Annotated in this window: 22 protein-coding genes; 6 read left to right on the top strand and 16 right to left on the bottom strand. The window is 41.2% G+C overall.

Features of this window, described 5'->3' with window-relative positions:
• Nucleotides 1-88: 88 nt before the first annotated feature.
• Entirely contained in the window at nucleotides 89-853 is a 765-nt protein-coding gene (locus AB4307_RS17150; RefSeq protein WP_017062770.1) for an EAL domain-containing protein, read from the bottom strand.
• Between the two features lie 269 nt (nucleotides 854-1,122).
• Here AB4307_RS17150 and AB4307_RS17145 point away from each other — a divergent pair, with 269 nt between their 5' ends.
• Both AB4307_RS17145 and AB4307_RS17140 read left to right on the top strand, forming a co-directional pair.
• The gene (locus tag AB4307_RS17145; RefSeq protein WP_102321328.1) at nucleotides 1,123-2,079 is read left to right on the top strand and encodes a helix-turn-helix domain-containing protein; all 957 of its coding nucleotides are present in this window, start codon (nucleotides 1,123-1,125) and stop codon (nucleotides 2,077-2,079) included.
• A gap of 96 nt (nucleotides 2,080-2,175) precedes the next feature.
• Nucleotides 2,176-3,186, top strand: a complete 1,011-nt coding sequence (locus AB4307_RS17140) for a helix-turn-helix domain-containing protein (RefSeq protein ID WP_102321327.1) — start codon at nucleotides 2,176-2,178, stop codon at nucleotides 3,184-3,186.
• 255 nt (nucleotides 3,187-3,441) lie between these two features.
• On the opposite strand, the gene AB4307_RS17135 is transcribed toward AB4307_RS17140, so the two are convergent.
• The 7 genes from AB4307_RS17135 to AB4307_RS17105 form a co-directional block, all read right to left on the bottom strand.
• On the bottom strand, nucleotides 3,442-3,705 hold the full coding sequence (locus AB4307_RS17135) for a hypothetical protein (protein ID WP_017062773.1): 264 nt from the start codon (nucleotides 3,703-3,705) through the stop codon (nucleotides 3,442-3,444).
• Nucleotides 3,706-4,238: 533 nt separating this feature from the next.
• Complete coding sequence (locus AB4307_RS17130) at nucleotides 4,239-4,979, bottom strand: LysM peptidoglycan-binding domain-containing protein (RefSeq protein ID WP_065584792.1); 741 nt, start codon at nucleotides 4,977-4,979, stop codon at nucleotides 4,239-4,241.
• Nucleotides 4,976-6,103 carry a hypothetical protein gene (locus AB4307_RS17125; protein ID WP_102321325.1) on the bottom strand — a complete coding sequence of 376 codons (1,128 nt, stop codon included), beginning with the start codon at nucleotides 6,101-6,103 and terminating at the stop codon, nucleotides 4,976-4,978. The genes AB4307_RS17130 and AB4307_RS17125 overlap by 4 nt, the downstream gene beginning before the upstream one ends.
• Complete coding sequence (locus AB4307_RS17120; RefSeq protein ID WP_229648578.1) at nucleotides 6,060-6,764, bottom strand: hypothetical protein; 705 nt, start codon at nucleotides 6,762-6,764, stop codon at nucleotides 6,060-6,062. The genes AB4307_RS17125 and AB4307_RS17120 overlap by 44 nt, the downstream gene beginning before the upstream one ends.
• A 13-nt stretch (nucleotides 6,765-6,777) precedes the next feature.
• A complete protein-coding gene (locus tag AB4307_RS17115; protein WP_102321324.1) occupies nucleotides 6,778-9,579 on the bottom strand; it encodes a CS1-pili formation C-terminal domain-containing protein in 2,802 nt (933 codons plus the stop codon).
• Nucleotides 9,579-10,112, bottom strand: a complete 534-nt coding sequence (locus tag AB4307_RS17110) for a hypothetical protein (protein ID WP_017077372.1) — start codon at nucleotides 10,110-10,112, stop codon at nucleotides 9,579-9,581. Before AB4307_RS17110 ends, AB4307_RS17115 begins: the two co-directional genes overlap by 1 nt.
• 60 nt (nucleotides 10,113-10,172) lie before the next feature.
• Complete coding sequence (locus AB4307_RS17105) at nucleotides 10,173-10,703, bottom strand: hypothetical protein (protein WP_102321323.1); 531 nt, start codon at nucleotides 10,701-10,703, stop codon at nucleotides 10,173-10,175.
• 467 nt (nucleotides 10,704-11,170) lie between these two features.
• Here AB4307_RS17105 and AB4307_RS17100 point away from each other — a divergent pair, with 467 nt between their 5' ends.
• The 3 genes from AB4307_RS17100 to pyrC all read left to right on the top strand — a co-directional run bounded on the left by AB4307_RS17100 (nucleotide 11,171) and on the right by pyrC (nucleotide 14,801).
• Nucleotides 11,171-13,135, top strand: a complete 1,965-nt coding sequence (locus AB4307_RS17100) for an adhesion domain-containing protein (protein WP_372074940.1) — start codon at nucleotides 11,171-11,173, stop codon at nucleotides 13,133-13,135.
• A 286-nt stretch (nucleotides 13,136-13,421) separates the two neighbouring features.
• Nucleotides 13,422-13,580 (top strand): YqaE/Pmp3 family membrane protein, encoded by a 159-nt coding sequence (locus AB4307_RS17095; protein WP_017059962.1) that lies wholly within the window; start codon nucleotides 13,422-13,424, stop codon nucleotides 13,578-13,580.
• A gap of 192 nt (nucleotides 13,581-13,772) precedes the next feature.
• The gene (gene pyrC, locus AB4307_RS17090) at nucleotides 13,773-14,801 is read left to right on the top strand and encodes a dihydroorotase (RefSeq protein WP_372129481.1); all 1,029 of its coding nucleotides are present in this window, start codon (nucleotides 13,773-13,775) and stop codon (nucleotides 14,799-14,801) included.
• Nucleotides 14,802-14,918: 117 nt separating this feature from the next.
• On the opposite strand, the gene AB4307_RS17085 is transcribed toward pyrC, so the two are convergent.
• Nucleotides 14,919-15,824, bottom strand: a complete 906-nt coding sequence (locus AB4307_RS17085; protein WP_372132716.1) for a DUF808 domain-containing protein — start codon at nucleotides 15,822-15,824, stop codon at nucleotides 14,919-14,921.
• A gap of 175 nt (nucleotides 15,825-15,999) precedes the next feature.
• On the opposite strand from AB4307_RS17085, the gene AB4307_RS17080 reads away from it, so the two are divergent.
• Nucleotides 16,000-16,926, top strand: coding sequence for a M14 family metallopeptidase (locus tag AB4307_RS17080; protein ID WP_372132714.1), 927 nt, complete (start codon nucleotides 16,000-16,002; stop codon nucleotides 16,924-16,926).
• Nucleotides 16,927-17,129: 203 nt separating this feature from the next.
• On the opposite strand, the gene AB4307_RS17075 is transcribed toward AB4307_RS17080, so the two are convergent.
• The 7 genes from AB4307_RS17075 to AB4307_RS17045 form a co-directional block, all read right to left on the bottom strand.
• Nucleotides 17,130-18,737 (bottom strand): BCCT family transporter, encoded by a 1,608-nt coding sequence (locus AB4307_RS17075; RefSeq protein WP_136980001.1) that lies wholly within the window; start codon nucleotides 18,735-18,737, stop codon nucleotides 17,130-17,132.
• Between the two features lie 486 nt (nucleotides 18,738-19,223).
• Nucleotides 19,224-19,796, bottom strand: coding sequence for an aldolase/citrate lyase/malate synthase family protein (locus AB4307_RS17070; RefSeq protein ID WP_017070684.1), 573 nt, complete (start codon nucleotides 19,794-19,796; stop codon nucleotides 19,224-19,226).
• Between the two features lie 247 nt (nucleotides 19,797-20,043).
• A complete protein-coding gene (locus AB4307_RS17065) occupies nucleotides 20,044-20,964 on the bottom strand; it encodes a cache domain-containing protein (RefSeq protein ID WP_171732748.1) in 921 nt (306 codons plus the stop codon).
• 11 nt (nucleotides 20,965-20,975) lie between these two features.
• Nucleotides 20,976-22,316, bottom strand: coding sequence for a TRAP transporter large permease (locus AB4307_RS17060; protein ID WP_017064290.1), 1,341 nt, complete (start codon nucleotides 22,314-22,316; stop codon nucleotides 20,976-20,978).
• A 37-nt stretch (nucleotides 22,317-22,353) separates the two neighbouring features.
• Nucleotides 22,354-22,896, bottom strand: coding sequence for a TRAP transporter small permease (locus AB4307_RS17055; protein ID WP_017059970.1), 543 nt, complete (start codon nucleotides 22,894-22,896; stop codon nucleotides 22,354-22,356).
• Nucleotides 22,897-23,060: 164 nt separating this feature from the next.
• Nucleotides 23,061-24,062, bottom strand: coding sequence for a TRAP transporter substrate-binding protein (locus tag AB4307_RS17050; RefSeq protein WP_017059971.1), 1,002 nt, complete (start codon nucleotides 24,060-24,062; stop codon nucleotides 23,061-23,063).
• 117 nt (nucleotides 24,063-24,179) lie between these two features.
• Nucleotides 24,180-25,646, bottom strand: a complete 1,467-nt coding sequence (locus AB4307_RS17045) for an NAD(P)/FAD-dependent oxidoreductase (protein WP_372132710.1) — start codon at nucleotides 25,644-25,646, stop codon at nucleotides 24,180-24,182.
• Nucleotides 25,647-25,686: the final 40 nt, after the last annotated feature.

Raw genomic sequence — 25,686 nt, 5'->3', positions numbered from 1 at the left:
TTCCGGCAAACCTAAAACTCTTGAAACTAACGATGATGCTTTACACACTAAAAGTAACCCGAATTTATTCACGCTATTTTTAAGTAGATCAGCAATATGCTGCACCTTGTTTCGACAATTGACTCAATGAGCCAGGTTTGCCTAAGTGATAGCCCTGAAAATAATCTATGCCCTGCGATTGTGCAAAACGTAAATCTTCATGGTTTTCTATACCTTCAGATAACAATTCAATCTGATACTTCCGAGCTAAAAATCTAAGACGCTCCCAAAAGGTCGAATTATCACTCCGGTTTCTCATTAACGACCGATCTATTTTCACTATGTTCGGTTTAACAACCCTAATCAGTGCTTCACCAGTGTTATAACCACTGCCATAGTCATCTATCGCGATTTTAATTCCAAGACCACGACATACTCCAAACTGGGACATCATCCTTTTCTCGTCAATGCCAACCGGGTATTGTTCATTCTCAGTAAGCTCAATCCATAAGGTTATACCCAACTTATTACATGCTTGCCAAATTGGGGAAATATCACGTAGAAAAGTGAAACTTAAAACGTGATCAGGGGAGATATTAATAGTCAGAAAATCAATCATTTTCTTCTGAGACAATAATTCCTCGGACACTCTTAACAAGAATATTTGAGTAAACCATGCAATCTTCTTAGAGTCTAACAGACAGCGAATTGACGATTCAACATCGTGCCCTTTTTCCCAACGTAACAAAACCTCAGCACCGACAGTTCCATTGCCATTAGTTATCGGTTGAAAAACAGGATAAAACAATCCCTGATTAACATCGTCAATAAGTGCTTCGGCTTGTAAATTTTCAGACAACATATTCGTATTCATAAACAAACCTCTTTTTGTGATTAATCCATACTACAGATCAATAACTAGCAAGGATTAGCATGAACAAATCATATGTAGCTTTACATGCCTACTTCTTAACCGTGAAGACAAACTGCATAAGTAGTTAAACGAACTCCTGTACAAATACACAATGCCGTTTCAAAACGGTAATCTCGAGTCTGTTACATTTAGATAGGTTATTAAAAACGCCATAAACTATCGTAGATGACTATACTTCAATTAGATCAAATTACGCTTAGGGATAATGTATGTTTGGTGACTATTTAAAGGAATTGAGAGTCTCACTAGGTCTTACTCAGAGTGAGCTTGCTGTTAAGTTAAACCTTGCAAATGAAGAGTTTCGCTCTGTAGACGTGGTAACTCTCAGTCGTTGGGAACGAGGAAAAACCAAACCAACACTTGCAAAATGCCTAAGAATCTTGCGTTGTTTACAGGTTGACCTGAGTGACTTTTATGAATTAATACCTAATCCAAACGAAACAAAGCTACTAGACGAGGTTGAACAACTTCGTTTTAATAACAGGGTAACGAAGCTTTCATCATTAAGTTATGAAGAGCCACAAGAGCCACAATCAACTTTAATTACTGAGATGCCACTTCTTTTGAAAGATGATGACAAGATACTATCTAGCCTTAAAATCTTTTACGAAACAGCCATCCATACACCGAAGGGTTTTTTCGACATTAATCTATATGACTACCAACAAAACAAACGAGCTATTTTAAAAAGATTTATAACAGAAAGCGGGCAGTTGGTAGGTCACTCAATTAGTTTTATATTCGAAAGTGACTATTTTGACAAAGTTACTCATTCAAAAATCATTGATATCGACCTGACAAAATCTGTCAGTTATAAAAATTCGACTAAGTTATCGGTTTGTAATTATAATCGTTACTCTTCTAATTTCCAGATATTTCGATGTATGTTAGTTTCTCAATTTATAAACCTAATTCACTATTCAAATGTTCAACGTTATTATTTCTTTAGTGCATGGCCTGAAATCGGACAAATTTTAGAGCAACTTGGATTTAAGAAAATAGCATTTGATATTGAGTCAGAAAAAGGAGGTTTTAAATTAGGCAACCGCTCATTCGAACATTGCTTATACGAAATTGATACAGCGACACTTCTTTCTCAACCCGAAATAATAACCCTCATAAAAACAACCCAGTGGGATAACCAATACTCAATCAAAAATCATTAGGCATAGCCAAACAGACTTTAAATTAAGATGCCTACCATCTTAAGTTTCTACACATAATAATACTTCGCCTTATGCAAAAGATTGGAGAAAACTACTGTGTTTGGCGAATACTTAAAAAAATATCGAATCGCGAATGAACTAACACAAAGTCAAGCAGCTACAAAGCTCAACTTACTCGGAGGAGATCTATCGAACATTGATACCGTTACACTTAGTCGATGGGAAAGAGGAACAACTAAACCAACTCTTAGCCGTAGTATTCGTGTTTTGCGAGAATTTACCAACGATCTTGAGCCTTATCTATCTAAAGTTAGTCATTTACAACATCAAGACCCTAGTTCTAAAAATAGAGTTGATCAATTCAATACTCTGATGGAAGAGAAATACCGTAGTTTAAATAACTTGATCGCCAGAGCAAATTATCAGTCAACATCGATGATCGAACACAATCCTGTTTGTGAATATCCGATTGGAAATTCTAATGATAGTGAGATTGTAAATTCTGTACTTGTTTTTCATGAGAAAACCTCTGATGAGAATATTAAGCATGGACTCTATAAAATCGATTTTTTAAAATATTGCAATGAAAAACGTTTCATTGCCTATAAATATGTCGACAGCGTCACAGGGGAGCTATTAGGACATAACATAGGCACTATATTCACGACTGAAGGTATGATCTCCGAAATTGAAACACTTTCTCAAAAGTCGATTGATGAAATAGATTTAAGAAAAACCGTTCCTTATAATAAAAGACGAAAATTAGCTTATTTTGCGGTGAGCCATCATTCGCTGTACGAGCGACCTTTTCGTCTACAATTAAATAGAGAATTCAGGTTTCTAGCAAAACACGCTAACATTACCGACTACTACACAACAGTTGCTATAAAGAGCTCAGCAGAAGTACTCGAAAAAATGGGATTTTCTGTTGTTTCGTACGAGAAAAAATCAACCAACGGTGCAATCAAAATTGGTAAACACTATTATTCTAAAGCTTTAATGCACATAAAAACAAGCCAGCTATTTACTCAACCCGAGTTCTTGAACTTGCTTACAGGCTGTCAAACCTGTTCAAACCCATGCTCAATTAGCTCTCAGTGTTGCTAAGCGGTCTCTTTCCGCGCACATTAACAGGAGTACCAATCCATCGAAAGATAGTTCTGATGGATGAACTCCTGCTTGCTTCAATCTTTCAAAACACAGCTCTACAGTTTTGACATTCGTATTCGATATTATTGAACCAATATACCTCATTATTTTCCCACTTAAATTATCAGTACAATCTATATACTATGTAATTAAGCGATTGAGTATTAAAGCATATGGTAAAAAGTTAGAATCTAATATGCTATGTTCGCTTGACTACATGTCAACCTCACGAACAATTACATCATCTACTTCATTGTTTAGTAATGTTACATAACTGCTCTGAGTCATGCCTCTTACAGCTTTCGTGTTTTGCATGCCATCCACATTCGTTAGACTTTTGTCAGAATAAATTGCTCGTATATCTCCATCGACTCGGCCTGAAAACGTGACATCATCAGCACTAATAGAAGCAATCGCTGAGGTTGCAAAAAATAAAAACGAACATAAAACGACCTTAATATTGACAAACGACTTCATAAACACCTCAAATGTAATTGGTTACATATGAGAGTTTAGCTTATTCGCAGGAAAAAAGAAGTCTAATGCCTACCAGCCACTCTTGCATCCGTGATGTTAGATTTGTAAACATTAATTTGTTCAGAAAAGTCCATTCATAACGATCATGATATAGCATGGATACGGCCACATCAATTCACCAGACTTATGCATATTATGCACTGGTTAGCGATTTGATGGCAGTTAAACCTTAGGGAGAGACCGAAGAGTAAAACGCTAATACATATCTTGCAAGTCTTCATAGTAGTTTAATGGTTTTACATTAAGAGAATTAAATTTTATCTAACTTCGTAATATTTAATACCTGAACCTAAGATCTGGTATGTAAACCATGATTCTTGGCAACACTTGATTATTCACATCAACGTAAGCTATGTAAGATCATAGATGAATAGTTAGACAGATTTAATCGAGTGCAAAAAAAAAACATCACCATACCTTATAAGAAATAGGTCTAGTAATACTTTAATATTGATCAGGTTACCGGTAAGAGCTTATTCTAATACTTGGCCAGGAATGATCAAATCAGGATTTTCAATATCATTACTCTCAATGATCTCTTCTAAATCGAAGCCGAACTTTCTACGTAGTTCATATAACCAATCACCTTCTTGTACGACATAAGGTAATGTCGGCTTAACAGCAACTTCGGATATACTGTTAGACATAGTATCGAAGTCACAGTCCGTATCAGTTGGGTCAGATGTGCAATCCGGAGCTTTCGTAATTTCAAGTGACGAAGGGCGAGGTTCAACTTGGTCAGACTCAATCTTACGCTTGCTGTCATTGAAATAATAAGATAATCCAACCACGGCTTCTCGTTGATTTTGCCCAAAATCATCATTCAACGTTTGATTAAGTGCGATACTCGCACCGAAATATTCATTCAAAGCATACTCAGCAAGGTACTCTATTGTTGGATATTTATCTTCAAATCCGACTCCAACCTTTAAATCAATTTCTTCTCCATCATGTATACTATAAAGCAAACCTAAATCAGGTATGTACTCAGAATCATCTAATAATTTATAATGTTTGATACCTAGATTCAATTGAAGTCGGTTATATTGGTAGAGAAAATAAATAGATTGAGAATTCTCAAACATATCTCCATCAAAATTATAGCCATAGTTTGCCCCTACCCCCAAAATATGAGCAGTTGGCTTCTCAGCAACCGCTGCACCGCTGGTTAGTACTAGAAACATAAAAAAAATATTATTAATTAGTCGGTTCACAGGTTCACCTCATAAACAACATTAAACGACCCTTGGTAATTACCTGAACTGAGTGCATTTCCATCGACATCAAAACTAACATCGTATGCTACATCAACTTTGTTACTACCTTCTCCATTCACTGTAATCACTTCTGAATCAGGAAAAGATACGGTATTAAGTACTCCGTCTTGGACAATCACCTTGTCAGGGCTTTCGCAGCCAATGGCACACGTGATTGTGTAGGGTATCTTTTCTAGCGAGTTATCAATATTTGTAAGCTCATAGTCACCTGACGTAGGGCTAAATGTCATAATAACGCCTGTAGGTAAAGTCCCTAACAAGCTAACATCATACCTCGTTGTACCAGAGATCCTTTTTGTTGCAGTATCATACTGGGGTTCAATATTCCCGTCTCCAAGTACCGTTAATGATTCAAGGATCGCAGCTTGATAATCAATCGTGATAATTAACGTCTCCGGCACTCTGGTATAAGTCATCGTACCGGTTTGACTTGTAAAAAAGTAAGTGGGTGAAAGGTTAATTGATGCCGTAAAAGTTCCAGATCCAACAGGGGCTGCGAACACATCATTACTGATATTAGGCAAAGCGAAAGCAGGTCGATAAAACTTAAAAGGCTCTATTCGGCTTGTTGCTGTGTAACCCATTCGCGACACACACAAAGTCGACTCTTGGCCCACTTTCGCACTCGAACCACTTATATTTGTAGCTGCACACTCATTGGCAACTCCCATTCCCACATTTGACCCGTAGTCTTTTGATGTGAAATAACTAGCCGAGCTACCCAAATTATACTCAACGCCTAACAACTCCAGGCTGGTGTTAAAACTTTCGCCTGTAGAATGATTAACAAAGCTAACGTTATTAACGGGTTGGTTATCCATCGTTGCGGGATACCACTCTGCCGTTGGTTGCTCTTGCGCTATCGTCCATGCAGATGGAGATATAGCTTCACTACCGAAATAACTATTTGGCGCCGCATTGTTCCAAACCACAGAGTTGTTTGCTGTAATCGTTCCGTATACATCTGCAGCATGGCTACTATCTAAAGCCGTGAATAATAGCGCTATACTAATTAGGCTATTTCTTTTTAATAGTGATATTTTTGTTATAACTGTAATCATGGTTGGCTACCTTAACGGATAACGAATCGACATTTTGCAGGCCTTCTGCTAATTTTATGGTTTTCTTTCGACCAGATAGTATTGTATTAGTTTGTTTACATTTGTTACTAACAGAATTCGGTTTACAGTTATCAAACTGTATGTAGAAAAATGTGTTACCATTATTTTCCACATAAACTTCTGAACCGTTATATTTAACTTTGTAGTCAACATTAGTATTTTTTGCAGGTACAATATAATAAGGAGCATAACCATAATTAATACCAATTATACTTTCTTTTTTATCTCCATCGATAACGCTAGGCATGAAAGTCACTTGATAAACTTTGTCCTTCTCTAAATCATCACAATTAACCTGACATAAATTCTTTACTGATACACGACGTCTTTCCCCCGGATTTAATATCAGTTTATTGGGTAATAGCGCAAGATCCCATAAAGGTAAATTATCTTTTGTTAGCTCTACCTTTTCTAACTCTCCGTTTTCAACCTTTACTTGGCTAACGTTACCTTTTATATATTCAGGTTCAGTTTTCGAACTAGTCAGAGTAAAAACTCCATTACCATCTTCTCCAGCTATAAGAAGCATTTTATCTATGCTAAATGCATGGCTAAAAGAGGTCGTCATTAATAGTATCGAAGTAAATATTACACGTTGCATAATTTTCTCTATGTTAGTTATAAGCATATGGCGTCATCTCCATATGAACTGCATAATTAATGAGTTCATCAACATACAGTTTGTTTGCCGTAGTTAGTTGCTCAGGAGACTTAGCGAATATATACAAATAACCGCCAAGCTTTTTGTTTATAATTTCAACACCTGAGTTGTTCAGTTTGTTCTGATAGTTCAATACAATATTACTATCCTTGTATTGCCCTAAGTAGTAATAATAAACACCATCAACTAGGGCTATCTGATAACCTTCACTATTTTCTTCGAATGATGGCATACAGAAGTTATTACCTAAATTCAAATTATTAACCGATGATAACTCCGGTATTACACATTGGTTTTCCTTAGATATAATTTTGTAAGGTTGTTTATCTTTCACCTTAAATTGATACACACCTTCAACAAGCTTGTCAGTAGAAACACAACCTCCACCGATACATTCAACTCCGTCTATTGGATTTCCATTTATATCACTAAACGTCGATATAAATGATTTCAACTCAGACAACGACGTATCCAAACGGATAACAGTTCCTGGATAACTAGTAGCCGACGTATAAGACTCACCATTGTTGTAAAAATCAGAGGCTTCCGTATCAAGCTTGAATTCATATTCATAGAACTCTTTTAATGGATATACCGTCAAAGCATCTCCACTAACATAAGCATTGCTTTGTTTTCCATTCTGCTCGGAGTTAACTACCGCCAAGAATTTTCCATCCGAAGACAGTTCCCCTGTATCATTATTCGAAATAAAATAAGAAGATGACTTTTCACTCGTAAACTCTATTCCTTGAGAAGTTACGATATTACTTGTACCAATATATGCAGAAACACTTGTATTGCTACTTGAATTGATATAGGTATAAGAGTTTGAGTCAATATATTTATTCTTATAATTTGCAGACAATGATAAATCGGCACTGCTTTGGTCTTCAGTAGAATCTTGATAATAAAGTCCCGCAGAGCTTGATACATTTAGATTGTTTCTGTTAATTAGACTACTTGAGACTGTATCTCTATGCGATAGCGCAACATCACCACTATCATCTATTTGTGCTTGTGTACTATGTGTGTATGTGTTTTCCTGGCCTATTGGAATAATTATTGAGGCCATAACACCATAATTTATATCGCTCGATTCACTTGCTGATAACTCTAAGTTCACCTTTGAGTCAAGTGGTAATGATGATATCTGCACGCCACTTCTTGCAGACCAACTTTCTGATTCATTATTATAACCATTACTAAAATCTTTATATTGGTTTTTTGTTAATATACCCGATATATATGATGATATATTTCTCGTTAAGTACTTGTTGTAATTTACTGATAATGACGTATAGTTCGAGTTACTGAATAAAAGTTGAGACAAACTAATATCTCCAATACTATTATCATTTTCACTATCAAATTTTGTGTAAGATACACTTAAGTTATAAATCCCCACATCAAAATTATAAAAACTAGATCCATCGTCAAATAATCCTGTTACTGCCGATATTCTGGACACTTCCCCTAAAGATAAGTGACCACCAACATAATTATAATTATCTTCCCCTGTAATAAACGAACCTGCACCCAGTGCAAAAAAATCCGTAACTTGATAGCTCAATTTCCCATTGGTGAACATTGGACTTTCATAATTATCATAAGCAAAGTTGATGGATTTCTGGTCAAAATCGTCCTCTAGTCCCGTATTCGTCAGGTCTCTTGATAAATAACCGGCTGTAATATGATAATCTAGTTCGCCGGTTTTAATCGACGAAGAGCTTGTATTGACTATCAACCTATCTTCTGTGTAAAACTCTTCACTGCCATCAAATATTCGAATTGTCGCAGTATAAGTACCAAATGGTAGCTCGTTATAGTCAAAGTATTCTTGCCCTGCATCCACATTACGACTTAATAGAACACGGCCTCTATCATCATTAATTTCTAGTCGACCAGCTCTTGAAATGTTCAAATATACTCGTCTAGAATTAGAAGATGATTTTTTTACTAGCTCTCTCGTCGATCCAATCGACAACATGTAACCAGAAGTTTTGCTGCCATTTTCTAAAAACTGAGTACTATTCCAAGGGCGTTCTTGGTATTTATACCCGACAGAGAAACGAGTATTACCACCAACATAGTTATACGATGAGTCATCCGAACTGAAACCATTGACATCACTAAAGTTTAGATCATTATGCAAATAGCCATACTTGCCAAAACCTGCATAATTTTCATGTTGATAAGAATAAGACGATGTATAATCAGTGTTGTCGCTATAAGAACCAGATAGATTCAAACCATGTGACATAATGATCGCGTTTTGATCGATCTCTTCTTTTACAAATTTTATTTCTGACTCTTCTATTATCTCAGTTAAGAATTGTGAGTTAACATGAATAATCAATGATTGGCTATCTGGCACATAAACAAAATCATATAAATCAGGTAGTAGACCACATTCACTTCGATAACCTTTACAATCTAGGCTCGATTCAACCCCATTTACCAGTGTTGTTGCCATCGCATCGCTAACATCTTTCTCAATACCAAGTTCATTCGCCAATGCTTGTGCTACAAGTTGTTTTTGTGAAGTGGGAATTCTTACTTCATCACCCGAGATGAAAGCTTCCGAATAGAATAATTTGTTGTTATCAGCCGAGAGAATTAGTGGCATTCTTATCAACTTCTCTTCAAACATATCTTCAAATCCATCTGGAATATTTGCGACGGATTTTGAACTATATATTATGGCCAAGAAAAATATGATAATTAAGTTTAAACCAAACCAAAGTCTAATAAACATTATAGTTGAAGCTCCACATTGAACGTAATACGACCATTGCAATCTAATGGCTCATCACTCGGTATATTTTTATTTGTCACTAATTCAAATTCATTGGTAGAGTTTTCATATTCAGTATTTTTAATATTATTAAATTCAAAGTTTGGTATATCTGAAATATCAGAGTAATGTTTTCTATCGATATAGAGATCGACAAAATCATCATACATAGTCTCACCGCTATCGTTGAAAACACATTTAGAAGTGAACTCTGATATGTTATAACTGTATTCAAACGAATCCCCAGAGCTTGTTGGTATATTCGTTCTAATATAAGAATAAAAACGCCCATTTAGAAAGGTTTCGTTCTCACCATCATACTTCAGTGCAATAAACTCATCAGATAAATCTACATTTATAGAATAGTCATACAAATTCGCTCTATTTATTTGTGTATTTACTGGAAATGAATAGCTTTCATAGCCAAAGCTATTGAAACTAAAAATAACAAGCAATAATAGAAAGAAATAATTTATATAGATATTCATTTTCATCAGCCTCGAAAAACAAGGCACTTAATTAATTAAGTGCCTATCAAATAATGAGATTTTTTCTTATGGCAAAGTTGCAATCATATCAACGTTAACGATAACTTCTGTACCAGCAATATCATCTGGAGTTGAGTGTGCTGTATCGTTAGCAACATACAGTTGAATCGTATCGCCTGCTGAAAGTTGAGTTGAAGCTAAGTAGTCAGCTGCAGTAAGTTCCGTCGCTGAAAGGTTATCGCCGACGACAATGTTAGGCTGTACTTCACCCATTGAAGCTGGAAGCACATTTACTTGTGATACCGTCCAGTTAGCTGGAGTTAAAGCCCCAAGCACAGCCCCCGTGTAGTCATGCGCTTCCAAAACAACTGCTTTAGTCGTTGCGAACGTACCGTCAGCGTTCACCTGTAACGTACCAACAAAAGAAGCAGGGTCTTCACTACCGCCCGCACCAGTAACAAGGATGTCACCGTTGGATACAAAACCAGGAACAAAGCCGCTGAATACTACAGAACCAATAGAGGTATCGCCAGGTGCAGAAAAAGCTGGAACAGATGTAATTGCAGATAGCAGTGTAATAAGTGTTAGTTTTTTCACTTTTATTTCCTTCGATATATTCATAATATGATTAGTTAGCCCCTTGCTAACTTCGGGTGTATGATATGCAATGAATAAACGTTTTGGTTAGCAAGTAAAGAAAAGTGACCTTCCGATATGCCTAGTGGATATTTGAGCAAGAAAACCATTCACCTAAAAAATAACCTAGGCATTTAATTCCTTAGGTTACTCATTCGCTAATTTAGTAACTGGTATTAGATCCCACCTTCGGTCTTATCTTATAAAAGTAGTTATTCACATGAACAACCCCACTTCAATATAAATACTAGAGACGTATAACAGTTTGAGTTTTAACTTATATCATTGCTAATAGCGCCAGCTGTCAACTAGGCACTCACCAGTGCCAGATACTAGCTCGTGCTAATTTAAAGTGATTTAGCCTTGTTAGAATACGCAAATAAATAATGGGCTGTGCTCTCTTTGCTTAATTCCCATAACATTCACTAATGAGTATTAAATACATGATGAGAATAAGTACATACGCACCTTTTCATAAATTATCCCTGTCAGTAGCGATATCATTGGCGCTGTTTGGGTGTGGTGCATCTAGCGACGAAGCGACTACTAACTCCAAACCCGAATCTCCAACATCAGGAGATACCCTTTACTATGCTCAGGATGTAATTCGTCAAAGCACTCCCACAAATACCTTTTTTGTTGATTTGTCGAATAATATGGAGTCATCTGATGATTCGTCAGTTACATTAACGACAGTTACGTCTTTGAATAATAGCTATGATTGTAATGTTGTATCCCAAAATGCCAATGGCTTCACCATTAGCGCTCAAAGTGCAAAAGTGTGCGACTACCGCTATCGAGTTGGCGCTGCGCTACCTTCTGACATCGCTATGAGCTCCCATAGTAACCATGGAGAGGCGCGTATTAGCGCTACTTCAGCAACATCAGGAGATGGTTTTGCTGAAGCGACAGTTCGTGCGGCTGTCGGTGAGTCAACTGAGCAACTTACACCGATTTCAGGACTAACCTCCTCTTTCACATCTGTACAAATAGATATCGCTAAAGAGCTTGGGAACGCGGGGTACTCTCTAGACACAAGCACATATGCATTAGCAACCACGGTTACATTGCCTAATGGTGATGCGACAAATTCAACTGCTATTGCAAACACATCAACTAATACGATTGATTACACCCCAGGAGATGGCATACCAAGCGGCGTAGAACGCATCCTATATAGCTATAGTGATGGTTCAAGTGTGTTAGCTGGTAGTATTGATATCGCGGTCTCAACAGACACAAACAGTGCACCAACAGCAGAATCTCGTAGGAAAATCAGTTATATAGATCCAGACTCTGGTGACGAGGTAGCTAAAATTCCTTATGGTAAACAATTAAGGTTCAATGTTGCGGATCTTATAAGTGACCCTGACGGTGATACTCTTCATCTCGTTGACATATACAGCTTTGGTGCAACCATCTTAATTCCAAACGATGCCAACAACGATGGTAATCTTTTCAATGATACTGAGTTTGATTTCACTAGTACCCAACCTGGAGAAACATCTGTGTCCTATGTTGTGTCTGATGGAAAAGGGGGCTATGCCACAGGAATTTTGCAAGGTTACGTCGGTAACCCATATGAGCCAATCGTCTCAGGGAATATCTACCTACCACCGTTGATGTACGCAGATGCTAAAGATGCTGAAATCATCGCCACACCTCAAGTTGGTAACGGTACTACCGCTTTAAATGGTATCACCACGGCTTCTCACGATTGGCACACTGCTAATCACTTGTGCCAAGCTAGAGGAGCACGATTGCCAACGGTGACGGAACTTCGAAGCCTATATGATGATGGCAATACTAGTGGCCGTTTGTTTACTAATCACAACTGGCCAATTGACGTTAGCTACTGGGCTAGTAACCAAGGAGCAAGTGGAACTAGCTATCATCATTCCGTAAACATGGCAGATAGAGTTGTTAGTACATATGATGCCAATTCGAGTGTTCGATTTGCTGCTTGCGTCGATGCAACACCTCTAGGGTATCCAGTTAAATTCCTTGGTGATGACATTGGTAATGATTATCTATTTGATACTCGTATCAATGCTCAAGTGACGTTTGGCTGTGGGTTTATTGTAGATTCTATCTCGCAGGTAGGAGGTGCTCATATTGGAGGCACTGGCGGAGCCAAACATACAATAAACGTTGCTGACATAGGTAGAGTTAGAGCTGTCTGGGGACCCACAGAGTTTGGGTCTGGAAACGATATGTCTCGACTCTTTCTATATAATAAATCTGGTGGCTTACTGTTAACCTGTGGTAGCAAATCTTACTCAGGTCACTATAGCGATGAATATACTCTAACCGCAGATGAGCAGTTAACAGGCTTTAGGGCCACAGGAGACAGCTACCTAAATGGATTAGAGCTTTGGGTTGATACCGAATAATCCTAAGACGCTAGCGTTAAACTAGTTATTCGTAACTAGTTTAACGCTAGACTGCACACTATTTATGTTTCAATTTAAACAATTTCAACTCAAACCTCACTATTACATCCAATCTAACTTTAGTCGAACTGGCAGGCATTAAACACTTGATACTAGGCTAGTATCTTGAGATGTTTAGCTTTCTATTTTGGTACATTAAGGCAGCAATGCCGTAACACTCTCGAGACGTTCTATAATATGAACACGTTTACCGCATTGAACTTTCATTGAATAAAAAGGATTTATCATGAACAAACTCGTCATTATCATCTTATGTGTACTGCTTCCGCCTGTTGGCGTGTTCTTCGCTCGCGGCGCCGGGAAAGATTTGGTGATTAATATCATTCTTACTTTCTTCTTCTGGGTTCCAGGAATGATCCATGGTCTGTGGGTAGCCACCCGCTAACCCTTATTAACAAATAGATACCGAATAAAATATCCATAAAAACAAGCTCCTAGCCATGAAGAGTTAAAAATAGGATGAAATGAAAGTACTTTTCCACTATCATCCTGTCGCCTAAACGTAAGCGATTGCTTTCACAGATTTCGCTGAGTTTAGGCTCCAACTACATAACACTTCAAATGGTGGGAGCCTTCAATGACACAACTTACGATTACTCGTCCTGACGACTGGCACGTTCATCTACGCGATGGCGAAGTATTAAAAGATACAGTTCGCGATATCAGCCGTTACAATGGTCGAGCGTTAATCATGCCAAATACGATCCCACCGGTAACCGATACCGAAATGGCTCTTGCTTACCGTGAACGCATCATGGCAGAGCAGCCAAGTGAACAATTCCAGCCTCTAATGGCACTTTACCTGACAGACAACACAACACCTGATGAAATTCGTAAAGCGAAAGAATCTGGCGCTGTTGTAGCAGCGAAGCTATACCCTGCTGGCGCAACAACAAACTCTGATTCAGGCGTAACTTCTGCTCAAAAGATTTACCACGTACTAGAAGCAATGCAGGAAGTTGGCATGCTACTTTTGGTACACGGTGAAGTAACGACTCACGATGTTGATATCTTTGACCGTGAGAAGCAGTTCCTGGACACAGTACTTGCACCGATTGTGAACGACTTCCCTAACCTGAAGATTGTTCTAGAGCACATCACAACTGCAGATGCTGCGACTTTCGTGAAGAACGCGAACGACAACGTTGCTGCGACTATCACCGCTCACCACCTGCTTTACAACCGCAACCACATGTTGGTTGGCGGCATTAAGCCACACTTCTACTGCCTTCCTATCCTAAAGCGCAACACGCACCAATTAGCGCTTATCGAAGCGGCAACAAGCGGCAGCAAGAAGTTCTTCTTGGGTACAGACTCTGCACCACACGCTAAAGGTGCAAAAGAGTCAGCGTGTGGTTGTGCAGGTTCTTACACAGCGCACGCTGCGGTTGAACTGTACGCTGAAGTATTCGATTTAGAAGGCAAGATTGAGAACCTAGAAGCATTCGCGAGCCACAATGGCCCAGACTTCTACGGCATGCCACGTAACTCAGATACAATTACGCTCGTTAAAGAAGAGTGGAATGTTGCTGAAACGATGCCTTTCGGTTCAGACATCGTTGTGCCAATCCGTGGCGGCGAGGCGATTGCTTGGTCTGTAAAATAAGCACTTGGGCTGTTAAATAAACACCCTCCATTTAGCGAAAAGGGTCACCATAGTAATTATGGTGACCCTTTTTTGTTTCGATGAAAGACTGTCTTATTCCCAGCAGTAATTTAACGATTACTTACCGCGAATTTTTCCGATAGCAGTCCAAACTGCAACGACGATCAGTCCAGCTAAGACACCGATAACACCGTTCAGCAGAGTTGGAACAACCGCTGTCGCTATCGTATGTCCACGAAAGTCCATAATAATCAGCTCAATTAAGTGATGAATCGCAGGAACGTTGTGCACCACAATACCGCCACCAACCAAGAACATCGCAGCAGTGCCGACCACAGCAAGCGTCTTCATTAACTTGGGAGCAAACGCGACTAGCCCATTACCCAATTGAGTTTTAATGGTACTGCCATTCGATGTTCGCTGCAGATAAAAGCCTAAATCGTCTAACTTAACGATCCCTGCCACTAAGCCATAAACACCAATCGTCATCACAACCGCAATCAAACTCACGACAAGAATCTGAGTAACGATGCTTGTACCTGTCACGGTGCCAAGTGCTATCACGATGATTTCTGCGGATAATATGAAATCGGTACGAATCGCGCCTGCGACCTTTCTCTTCTCATATTCCTCTATGGATTCACCAGTACTCGTATCCTCCCCCTTTTCATCCTCTTGATGAGCATGAGGAAAAAGCTTTTCTAAGATTTTCTCTGCCCCTTCAAAACAAAGAAACAGACCACCAATCACCAGTAGTGGCATGATCAACCAAGGAATGAATGCACTGATCAATAGTGCTGCCGGAACCAAAATCAGCTTGTTTTTAAATGAGCCTTTTGCGACCGCCCATACCACTGGGATTTCTCTTTCAGCAGAAACACCGGATACCTGCTGGGCGTTAAGGGCTAAATCGTCACCTAATACGCCTGCGGTTTTTTTAGCGGCTACCTTAGACATCAATGCGACATCATCCAACACGGTTGCAATGTCATCTAACAGTGTTAGTAAACTTGCTCCAGCCATTTTGTTGTCTCTTTATAAAGAATTGAACCATCAATAAAATGTAACACCATCAATTCACTCATCAAAGTTATGAGTCTGTAAAAAATAAAGTCACAAGTTGTGTTTTCTATTGCTGTCTCTGTTAGACAGGAATAATCTGTCTTAATCTTTCACGAACATAAAAGAAAAAGTATTGATGAAAAGTGAATCTACCTACCCGATTGGTAAGCCAGGGCAAAAATGGCAACAAGCAGAACGTGAAGCATGGTTAGCTCAACGAACGGTTAAGCGTGAATACCAGCAAGAAGTTGTACCAAAGATTAAAGCACTGGCAGACCGCTTTGACATCGAACAATACGGCGCACTGAGCTACGACGAAGCTCGCTTCCCACTCTTCGCTATCAAGAGCAAAAACTGGGACGAGTCAAAGCCGACGATTCTGGTGACAGGTGGTGTTCACGGTTACGAAACCAGTGGCGTGCATGGCACGATCAAATTCGCTGCGACTCAAGCAGAAAAATACACGGCGCACTTCAACATTGTTGTCGCACCTTGTGTGAGCCCTTGGGGCTACGAAGTGATCAACCGCTGGAATCCAAATGCTGTTGATCCAAACCGCTCTTTCTACGACGGTACGCCAGCAGAAGAATCAGCAAACCTACGAGCTCTAGTAGCGTCTCTGCCAGAAGTATTGGTTCACGTTGACCTGCATGAGACGACTGACTCTGATGAAACTGAATTCCGACCTTCACTCGCAGCTCGTGATGGCATTGAGTACATCGAAGGTATGATCCCAGACGGTTTCTACACTGTTGGCGATACTGAAAACCCACAACCTGAATTCCAAGCTGCTGTCATCGCTTCAGTTGAAAAAGTAACCCACATTGCGCCTGCGGATGACGAAGGCAAGATCATTGGTTCAGACGTCACTCAACACGGCGTGATCAACTACCCAATGAAGAAGCTTGGCTTATGTGGCGGCGTGACTGACTGTAAGTACGGTACAACCACAGAGGTTTACCCAGACAGTGACAAAGTAACAGACGAAGAGTGTAATGATGCTCAAGTTGCTGCTGTTGTTGGTGCTTTGGATTACGTTATTCAGCACGAATTGAACGCATAAGCTCATACCCGCTAATAACTAGAACCGAGCACCTAGAACTAAGAACGAAAAGAGCCACAAGTGATGATTCACTTGTGGCTCTTTTTTATCTGGTCTCTGATTTCTTCCTAGGCATAAAAAACTCTCTTGCACCAAGTACAAGAGAGCTTTGAATCATGCTGAGTAAAGTAAATCTCTATCTAGCGACTTACTTAATTCACGATTTATTTTGTAGTTTGAGTTACGGTTTCTTGCCCTTTACCGACTTCTGTCAGTAGGCCTTTCAACAAGCTCACACAACCAATCAAAAGAATGATCGTAAACGGCAGTGCTGCAATAATCGTAATAGATTGCAGAGCTTGGATTGATTGAGTACCACCAATCCACAGCATCACCATCGCGATAGCACCTGAGATAACCGCCCAAACGACTTTCTGTTTCACTGGCACTTCTAATTTACCACCCGCCGTCATGCCATCGATAACGATAGAACCTGAGTCCAACGTTGTAACGAAGAACACGATGATCAGCGCGACTGCGAGAACAGACAGAATGCTACCGAACGAATAAGCATCTAGCATGTAAAACAAGCTTAGAGATACGTCTGTAATGCCTTGGTCGAGGCCAAGTTGCCCCACATGGTTAATTACTTGCTCGATAGCTACGCCACCGAAGATCGACATCCAAGCCGACGTTACCAATGTTGGGATAATCAATACGCAAAGTAGGAATTCACGAACCGTACGGCCTTTAGAAATACGCGCTACGAACATACCGAAGAAAGGTGCATACGCTACCCACCATGCCCAGTAGAACACAGTCCAACCATGCAGCCATGTTGTGTCTTCACGACCCGCACTTTGGCTCAAAGCTACGATATTTTTCACATAGCCCGTTGCCGCCGTTGCCATTGAATCAAGCACAGTTGTGAAGTTCAATACAGCGATAAGACCAAGGAATATGAATGCAATAACCATGTTCAGGTTACTTAGGAACTTAACACCACCGTCCATACCACGTAGTACAGAGATGATCGCCAAGCCCATGATCAGAACGATGATAGATTGCTGAAGGAAGATGTTGTTTTCCAAGCCGAACACGTGGCTAATACCACTTGCTGCTTGTGTACCACCTAAGCCCAATGAAGTCGCAAGGCCAAACAGAGTAACCAGTACGGTTAGTACATCGATTACATCACCAGTTTTGCCCCACACACGCTCACCCAGAATTGGGTAAAACACAGAACGCATTGATAGCGGTAAGCCTTTGTTATAAACAAAGTACGCCAGACAAAGCGCCGTCATGCCATAGATAGCCCATGCATGAAAACCCCAGTGGAATACGGTTGCGCCTAGCGCCAGTTCACGACCAGCGGCTGTGAAAGGTTCTGCGTCTAATGGCGTTCCGAACCAGTTAGTGAAGAACGCAGTTGGCTCTGCAACACCCCAGAAGATAAGTCCAATACCCATACCTGCTGCGAATAACATCGCAATCCAAGATGACATTGAATAGTCCGCCGTCGCGTCTTCGCCACCTAAACGGATTTTACCCAACGGTGAAAAAGCAAGAACAACAGCAAACGCTAGCATGATGTTAGCTCCCCACATAAACAGGAAGTCAAACTTTGATAGAACAGCACCCTTAATAGAATCAATTGCAGCTTTAGCATCTGCAGGAGGAAGAGCAAGAAGAGTGATGATGAAGAGAAGAGATAAGCCAACTGAGGCTACGAAAACTGTGTTATGGACATCCATGCCCCATTTACTGACGTTGTCTTGACCAACTTGATAGTCAGTAGAATCAATACTGTACTTTTTTGATTTAAAACTCATAAATTATGATGTTCGCATATCCGATTCAACGAATATAAGGACGCTCTCCATATCCAACTACTACTTGATTGGCTCGCCGCATCGCCTAAATAAAAGGCAATAAAAATCACAATAGTTAGTGATAAATGGACTTACTGGCTCAATCCCAAGGCGCGTATTATAGCACAGCTCAAAGCATTTTGACTGAGATTTCGCTCAATAGTCGCCCAAACCACCGTTGACAATGATAGTTAACCTAATAAAAACAGAATAAAACAAAAGAACAAAATTATTTAAATACAACAACTTAAATCAAAACCACACACTGTAACGTCACATCCAAAATTTCTGCATATAATTTTGATAATCGCCCAATTTACTTATAGCTCTAATAAAAAAGCCCCGCTATAGGGGCGGGGAAAGTTACCAAAGGTAAAAGAGAAATCAGTGCTCAAATGTCAGTGCTGCGTCTCACAGATCAGCACTGCACATTTCAAAGACAGTTCGTTAGATTGCGAAGCAAAAACCTAGGTTATAGTCTTCACCATTTTTCGCCGTGAACTCTTTGTCTTCACTTGATGCATTCGGGCGGCCACTTTCATCACCTTTTACTAAGCTCACCCAGTGACGGATGCCAGAAGAACGGCTCGCCTCAGTTTGACCAAACGTAGTGCACGTCTCTAATTGGATATCTTGAATATCAACCAACTCCAGACGGCCTGTGCCTTTACGAGCGCCGATTGTCACTTCAACGTGCGTACCGCTTTCATCACGGAATAGGATTGCTGAAGGCTTAGATTTATCACCTGTGTAAGCTACAAAGTGTTTAGCGCGTTTTAGGCCGGTGTGCTCACCGTTTTTGAAGTAAACCTGAACATGTCGGTAATCAATCTCGTAGCTCACCGCGTCTTCGTGTGAACCCGCCTCAAGAGGAAATAAAGTATCAAGCAACTGTTTCGCCATTTTCTGTTTTTCGAGTTGCTTGTCTGCTTTCACCATTTCGACGGCAAAGACAGCTTCAGCAATAAATGTTGAATGGTTTCTGTGAAGTTCTGTTTTGTCTAGTGTCAGCATATTCATAGTCTATCCCTCGTACGGCTTTAAATTTCATTTAGGTCAAACATCCCAATAGACCCTTTTCAAAATTGTTCTTTACTGTGTGGTTTCCATGTTTTTCATACTACTTGTATTTTTGCCACAATTTCACAACAAAAATTTCACAGTGTGAATTTTACTAAATTGCTTTTTTACACACTCCTATTTTTAGGGGTAAAAAGAGTCGTAAGCCATTAATTTAAATAGACTTACGATCATAGAATATTCATTTTTACGTCTTGTTTGAATTTGTGTAATAACCGACCCCTACTAGCTTATTGTCGATAACACGGTAATACGTGTGCTTGGTTTCGACTTTACTCGACAGCGGGTTCAACCAACGATAAGTGTAAACACCTCGGCCGTTTTCTTTCGCAAGGTTCAACATCTCAGTAAGAATTGGCTTATCGTCAGGGCTTAGAATCTCGCTGTGCGAACGCCCAACTAGCTCAGGAGAGACCCCATGCGCCAGCAACTTTCCAGAGCTCATATCCATCACAAACACATACAAATCCCCTTCTACAAAGCTGCCATCGGCATCATTAAACTCATTTAGGCTCTCTTGTTCTGACTCCACTATCGCGGTCATCGCTCTCGCCAGTAAATTCTTTGCTTCGGCCGCACTGGAACGTTCAGGGTAATAACCGACAGCGACAATCACATCACCCACACGTTCAAAGAAAGTCGTTTTCGGCTCACCCATTCGATCGGTCGGATTGGTCCAGTGATACTTCACTTCACCAAAACCGTTGTGTACTGCTTTGGTGATCATTTCACGGAAAAAAGGATTACCGTAGACGTCTTGCGTATCTAAAACACTGTCACCCACTAACACCATTGACGAGCCGCCGCTGGCAAGGAATTGGCCATCAATGCCCAACGCAAACACATAAAGCTCACCATCGATATATTCAGGGTCACTCATGAAGTCTTTGACGCTATCGTCGCCCTCTTTTTGAACGTGTATCACTGCCTTGGCAAGCAAGGTTTTGGCTCTTCTTTCAGCCTTACTGACAACATGTGGTTCAGAAATATCGAGCACATTGACAGGCTTGGCTTCTTTCTCTATTTCAGAGTGTTCCGCACGTAAACTAATACCACTCACCACTGCAAACACGGCACAACCAATGAGGATGATTCTGGATAAATTCATGGTTATCTCTCCTAATAGCCGACTAAGGACGGTAGCCAAAGCGTAATTTGTGGGAAGAAAGCGATAACGAAAACGCCCACAACAGAAGCAAGAACAAAGGGATGGATCTTCGCGGTGATTTGTTCAACCGTGGAACCCCCTATTCCCGAGGCGACAAAGATATTTTCCCCAAGCGGCGGCGTTGCAAAACCTATCGATAAGGTACACACCACCACGATGCCCACGTGAGTTGGATCAGCGCCCAGCATGTACATGATTGGCAGTAACACTGGCACGATGATCATGATCGCCGCTAAGGTTTCCATAAACATGCCGATGAACAACAACAAGGTAATGGTTAGCGCCCACACCATGTACATGTTGTCGGTAAAACTGAGTAATGATTCAGCCACGACAACCGGGATCTTTTGCTCGATCAACAAGCGTCCAAATACTGTTGCTGCAAAGAGGATCAACAACACACGTCCGGTGATCCATGTCGTGGTCGATAGAGATTTCATCACACTTTTGAACGACAATTCGCGGTGAATAAATACACCCACAAACAACGAATAGAATATCGCTACAACCGCAGATTCTGTTGGTGTGAACATGCCGCTGTAGATACCGCCAAGAATCAAGAACGGCGCTAATATCGACCATAAACCGCGGCGCAAGTAGTGCCTTACATCGCCAAACGACCAGGTTTCAGTCAACCCTTTATAGCCTTCTCGCTTAGCAATGAAGTAGTTGGTTACCACCAGCGTCGAAGCCATGATGAAGCCCGGTACAACCCCAGCAACAAACAGTTTTGGAATAGACAAAGAAGCAAACTGGCCGTGTTGAGCAATGGCTTCCGGTGGCGCCATTAAGCCCATTGCGGAGATACCAAAGATAACCAAGGGAATGGATGGTGGGATGATAATGCCCAAGCCACCAGATGCAGCAGTAACTGCCGATGCGTAGCTCTTATCGTAGTCACGCTTGACCATCGCAGGCACCATTAGCATGCCTACCGCAGCGGTGGTTGCAGGGCCTGAACCCGAGATAGCACCAAAGAAAAGACACGCCATTACCGTTGCTGCGCCAAGGCCACCTGTTACGGGACCCGCTAAGCTTTCGGCGATATCCACCAGACGTTTGGAGATACCCGCCGCCTCCATTAATGCACCCGCAAGAACAAAGGCTGGCAGGGCCATTAGCGGGAAGTTACCCACCGAGGTAAACGCGATTTGTACTAAAGCGATGGGATTTTTGTCGAGCAACATATAGGCCGCCATCGAAGCGCCAGCCAGTGATACTGTGATTGGTGCGCCCAGAATTAACAGCGTTAAAAAGCCACCAAATAAAATTAGAGTTAAATAGGATTCCATTATTACATCTCTCTATTACGACTATTCTCTGTGATGACTATTGCGCTGACTTTTGTGCCGTCATTTTGCGCAGCTCTTTGACTTCTGGATCTTCGTTGGTTGCGCCTTTGAATAAACGCTCATAGTTGTTCCAGATAATTCGAATCATCATCAGTGAAAACGCGATAGGTAAAATCATGTAGAAGTACTTCATCGGGATACCTGTAGTCTGAGACTTCCAAAACAGATTCATTTTGTTGAACACGAAGTCGTAGCTGAGGTAAACGAAGTAGCCGTTGAAACAGAGCCATAAGAAGTCAGCGATGGTTTCACTCACGGTCTGCACGATTGGCGGAAAGAATTTAAAGTGAAAGCTCACTCGGTTGTGCGCCGACATCTTGGCCGCAACAACAGCCCCTAGATAGGCAAACCAAACGAACATGTAAGTAGCGACCTCATCCCCCCAAGGGATAGAGTAATCAAAGAACTGACGAGTAAGGATTTGTGTAAACAGCAATAGGACAAAGCTTGCGAGCAGCAGACAACAGGTATATTCCTCAATGTTGTTTAGGTGCGTTTTTATTGTTTTAGCGACTGACATATAACCTCCAATGTTGATTTCCACATGACAACCAGTCGCTCACGGTCCTAAAAAGATCAGGTACAGAACAGATCAACGAGTACAGCCATGTAAATGCCCTATCTCACTGTTCTATCGCTAGGTGATTAAGTAGCGCAGAACAGCAGATAGGGCGAATCTAATCGTTACTTTCTACCTAGTAACTCAAGAACGTCGTCTAGCTTGTCTTTGCCTCCAATGCTTGAGTAGAACTTAGGCCAAACTGACTTAGTCACCTTGCTGATCCACTCTTGCTCGTTGTCTGCTGGGTCTGTGAATACCATGCCTTTCGCTTGTAGCTCTTCACGGATCTTGTTTTCCGTATTTTCTAGATAAGCAAAACTGTGCTCTGTCGCTTCCTGACCTGCTTCAAGAATGATTTTTTGCATTTCAGGAGTCTGTTGTTGGAAGACCGTTTCACTCACAATTAGAGGTTCCAAAGAGAAAATGTAGCGAATGTTGGTCACGTACTTTTGTACTTCGTTGAATTTCATCGCGTGGACTGTGATGTAAGGGTTATCTTGTCCATCTACCACGCCTTGTTGCAGGCCAGTGAAAGTCTCAGACCACGCCATTGGCGTTGGGTTTACACCCCATGCTTGATAAGACGCGATCATGATTTCGTTACGAGGAACACGAATCACTAGCCCTTTCAAATCTTCTGGTGAAGCAACAGGCTTTTTCGAGTTGGTCAAAACCCTAAAGCCAGAATAAGCCCAACCGACAATACGAACACCAGCGTCACGAATCGTGTTATCAACTAAATCTTGGCCTACTTGACCTTGAGTCAGTAGCACTGCTTCTTCTGCGCTTTGAATCACGTAAGGCATGGTCAATAGACCAACGGTTGGAGAGAAAGGCGTCACGTTGTTGATCGCCAGTACAGAGAAGTCGAGAAGACCGATTGCTGCGTCGTTTACGGTGTCTTGCTCATTGCCTAATTGGCCATTCGGGAACAGGTCGATTTTCACTTTACCGTCTGTTTTTTGCTCCATCAGTTCAGAGAATGAGGTCGCTAATTCCCACTGCGTACCACCAGCAGCATCGCCGATAGCCATTTTAAAATTCGCTGCTGCCGCAGTATGAGATAACACCGCTGTTGCTACAATAGTGACACCAGCAATAATTTTATTTTTAATCAATTTCATAGTCTTAACCTTTCCTATCATACAGACGTCCTGCCTGTACTTTGCTCACAAGGTGACCTGGTACAACTTTCCCGGTCGTAATTCTATTTCCCTATTTTGGAAACAATGTTCGAGTAGCTAAAGCACTTCATCCTTTAACGAATACCACTGATAAAGGAACTGTTGCCCTACTCTTCGAAATGGTGCAAACATCTCAGATTCCACCACTTCCCTCACGTTGGGGAACGGAAGTTTTGATTCAAATATTGGCAAGTCAAGCTTATGACCTTCACCTGCGATCCACTGGGCAAGGCGCTTGCCTGCTTGAGCGGAGTACATCACACCATTGCCGCCATACCCTAGTGCGTAGAATATGGATTGCTTTGGATTCGGCTGATAGATTCTTGGCATCATGTCGTGGCTAACATCCACCCAACCCCACCATGAATAATCGATTTTGATCTGATCGAGAGAAGGGAATTTTCGGGTTAAATCCGCTCTCAACATGTCTTCGTATTTCTTTTCAGGCGCATTCTTGCCACTGATGGCACTGCGTGTACCGATCTGCACTCGGTTATCGGGTAACAAACGGTAGTAATGACGTAGGATTCTGGTATCAGTAATCACCTGATTGGTTTTGAAGTTACACGCGGCGATTTCGTCTTGAGTTAACGGACGTGTCACCATCGAGTTAGAAAGTACAGGTAATAGGCGATTCTTAAGCTCTGAATGCAAACCTTGACTGGTGTAACCACCGGTACAAACACCGACAGAGCGAGCCTTAACCACACCACCTGGTGTTTTCAGGTAGTGCACACCGTTACGTGTTTCCCAACCCATAACAGGGCTTGCTGGGTGAACTTTTACGCCGAGTGCTCTCGCCTTTCTTAGATAACCAAACGCCAGTTTCCCAGCATGGATACCAATACCTTCTGGCTCATGCATTGCGCCTGCCGCTTCTTGATCACCAACGTAATCACGCTTTACGGTTTCCGCATCTAAGATCTGCGCATCGTAATCGAACGTGTCGCGCAGCAACTTGGCTTCTTTTTCAAGTGTTGCCATCACTTTGGGACGATGGGCAACGTATAAGTGGCCGCCCGACTGTGGGTCACAATCAATGTCTTTGATCAGAGACTTAAAGGTGTTCATACCATCGACGCATTCGCGATGCATTTTCAGTGCGGTTTCTAGTCCCCAGCGTTCAATCCACTGAGAACGCTTCAAACGTCCTGACGCACACTGAGCCTGGCCACCATTTCGGGTACTGCAGCCCCAACTCATACGGTTAGCTTCAATCACAGTCGCTTTAATGCCGTACATTTCAGCAAGGTGTATCGCGGTGCTTAGGCCTGTGTAGCCTGAACCGATTATCGCCACATCCACATCCATATCCGATGTAATTGGACCATCATCTTCAGGTGGCGCGCCTGCGGTATCTACCCAATAAGTCGGGGCGTATTCCTTACCGTGACCTGGGCTCTTGTCTTTAAGTGGATCGTATTTTGGATCGTATTTATCTTGTGCTTGGGTGCTTTCTTTTGCTTGGGTGCTTGTCACCTTTGGCGGCACATCGGCTGCCGGTTGTTCCATTACTAAACTCATAATTCGACTCTCCTAGTCATAACACGTGGACTGATTTTGG

The organism is Vibrio sp. 10N.261.52.C2 (assembly GCF_041471425.1).
Taxonomy (GTDB): domain Bacteria; phylum Pseudomonadota; class Gammaproteobacteria; order Enterobacterales; family Vibrionaceae; genus Vibrio; species Vibrio crassostreae_C.
This window is presented reverse-complemented; position numbering and strand designations above follow the sequence as displayed.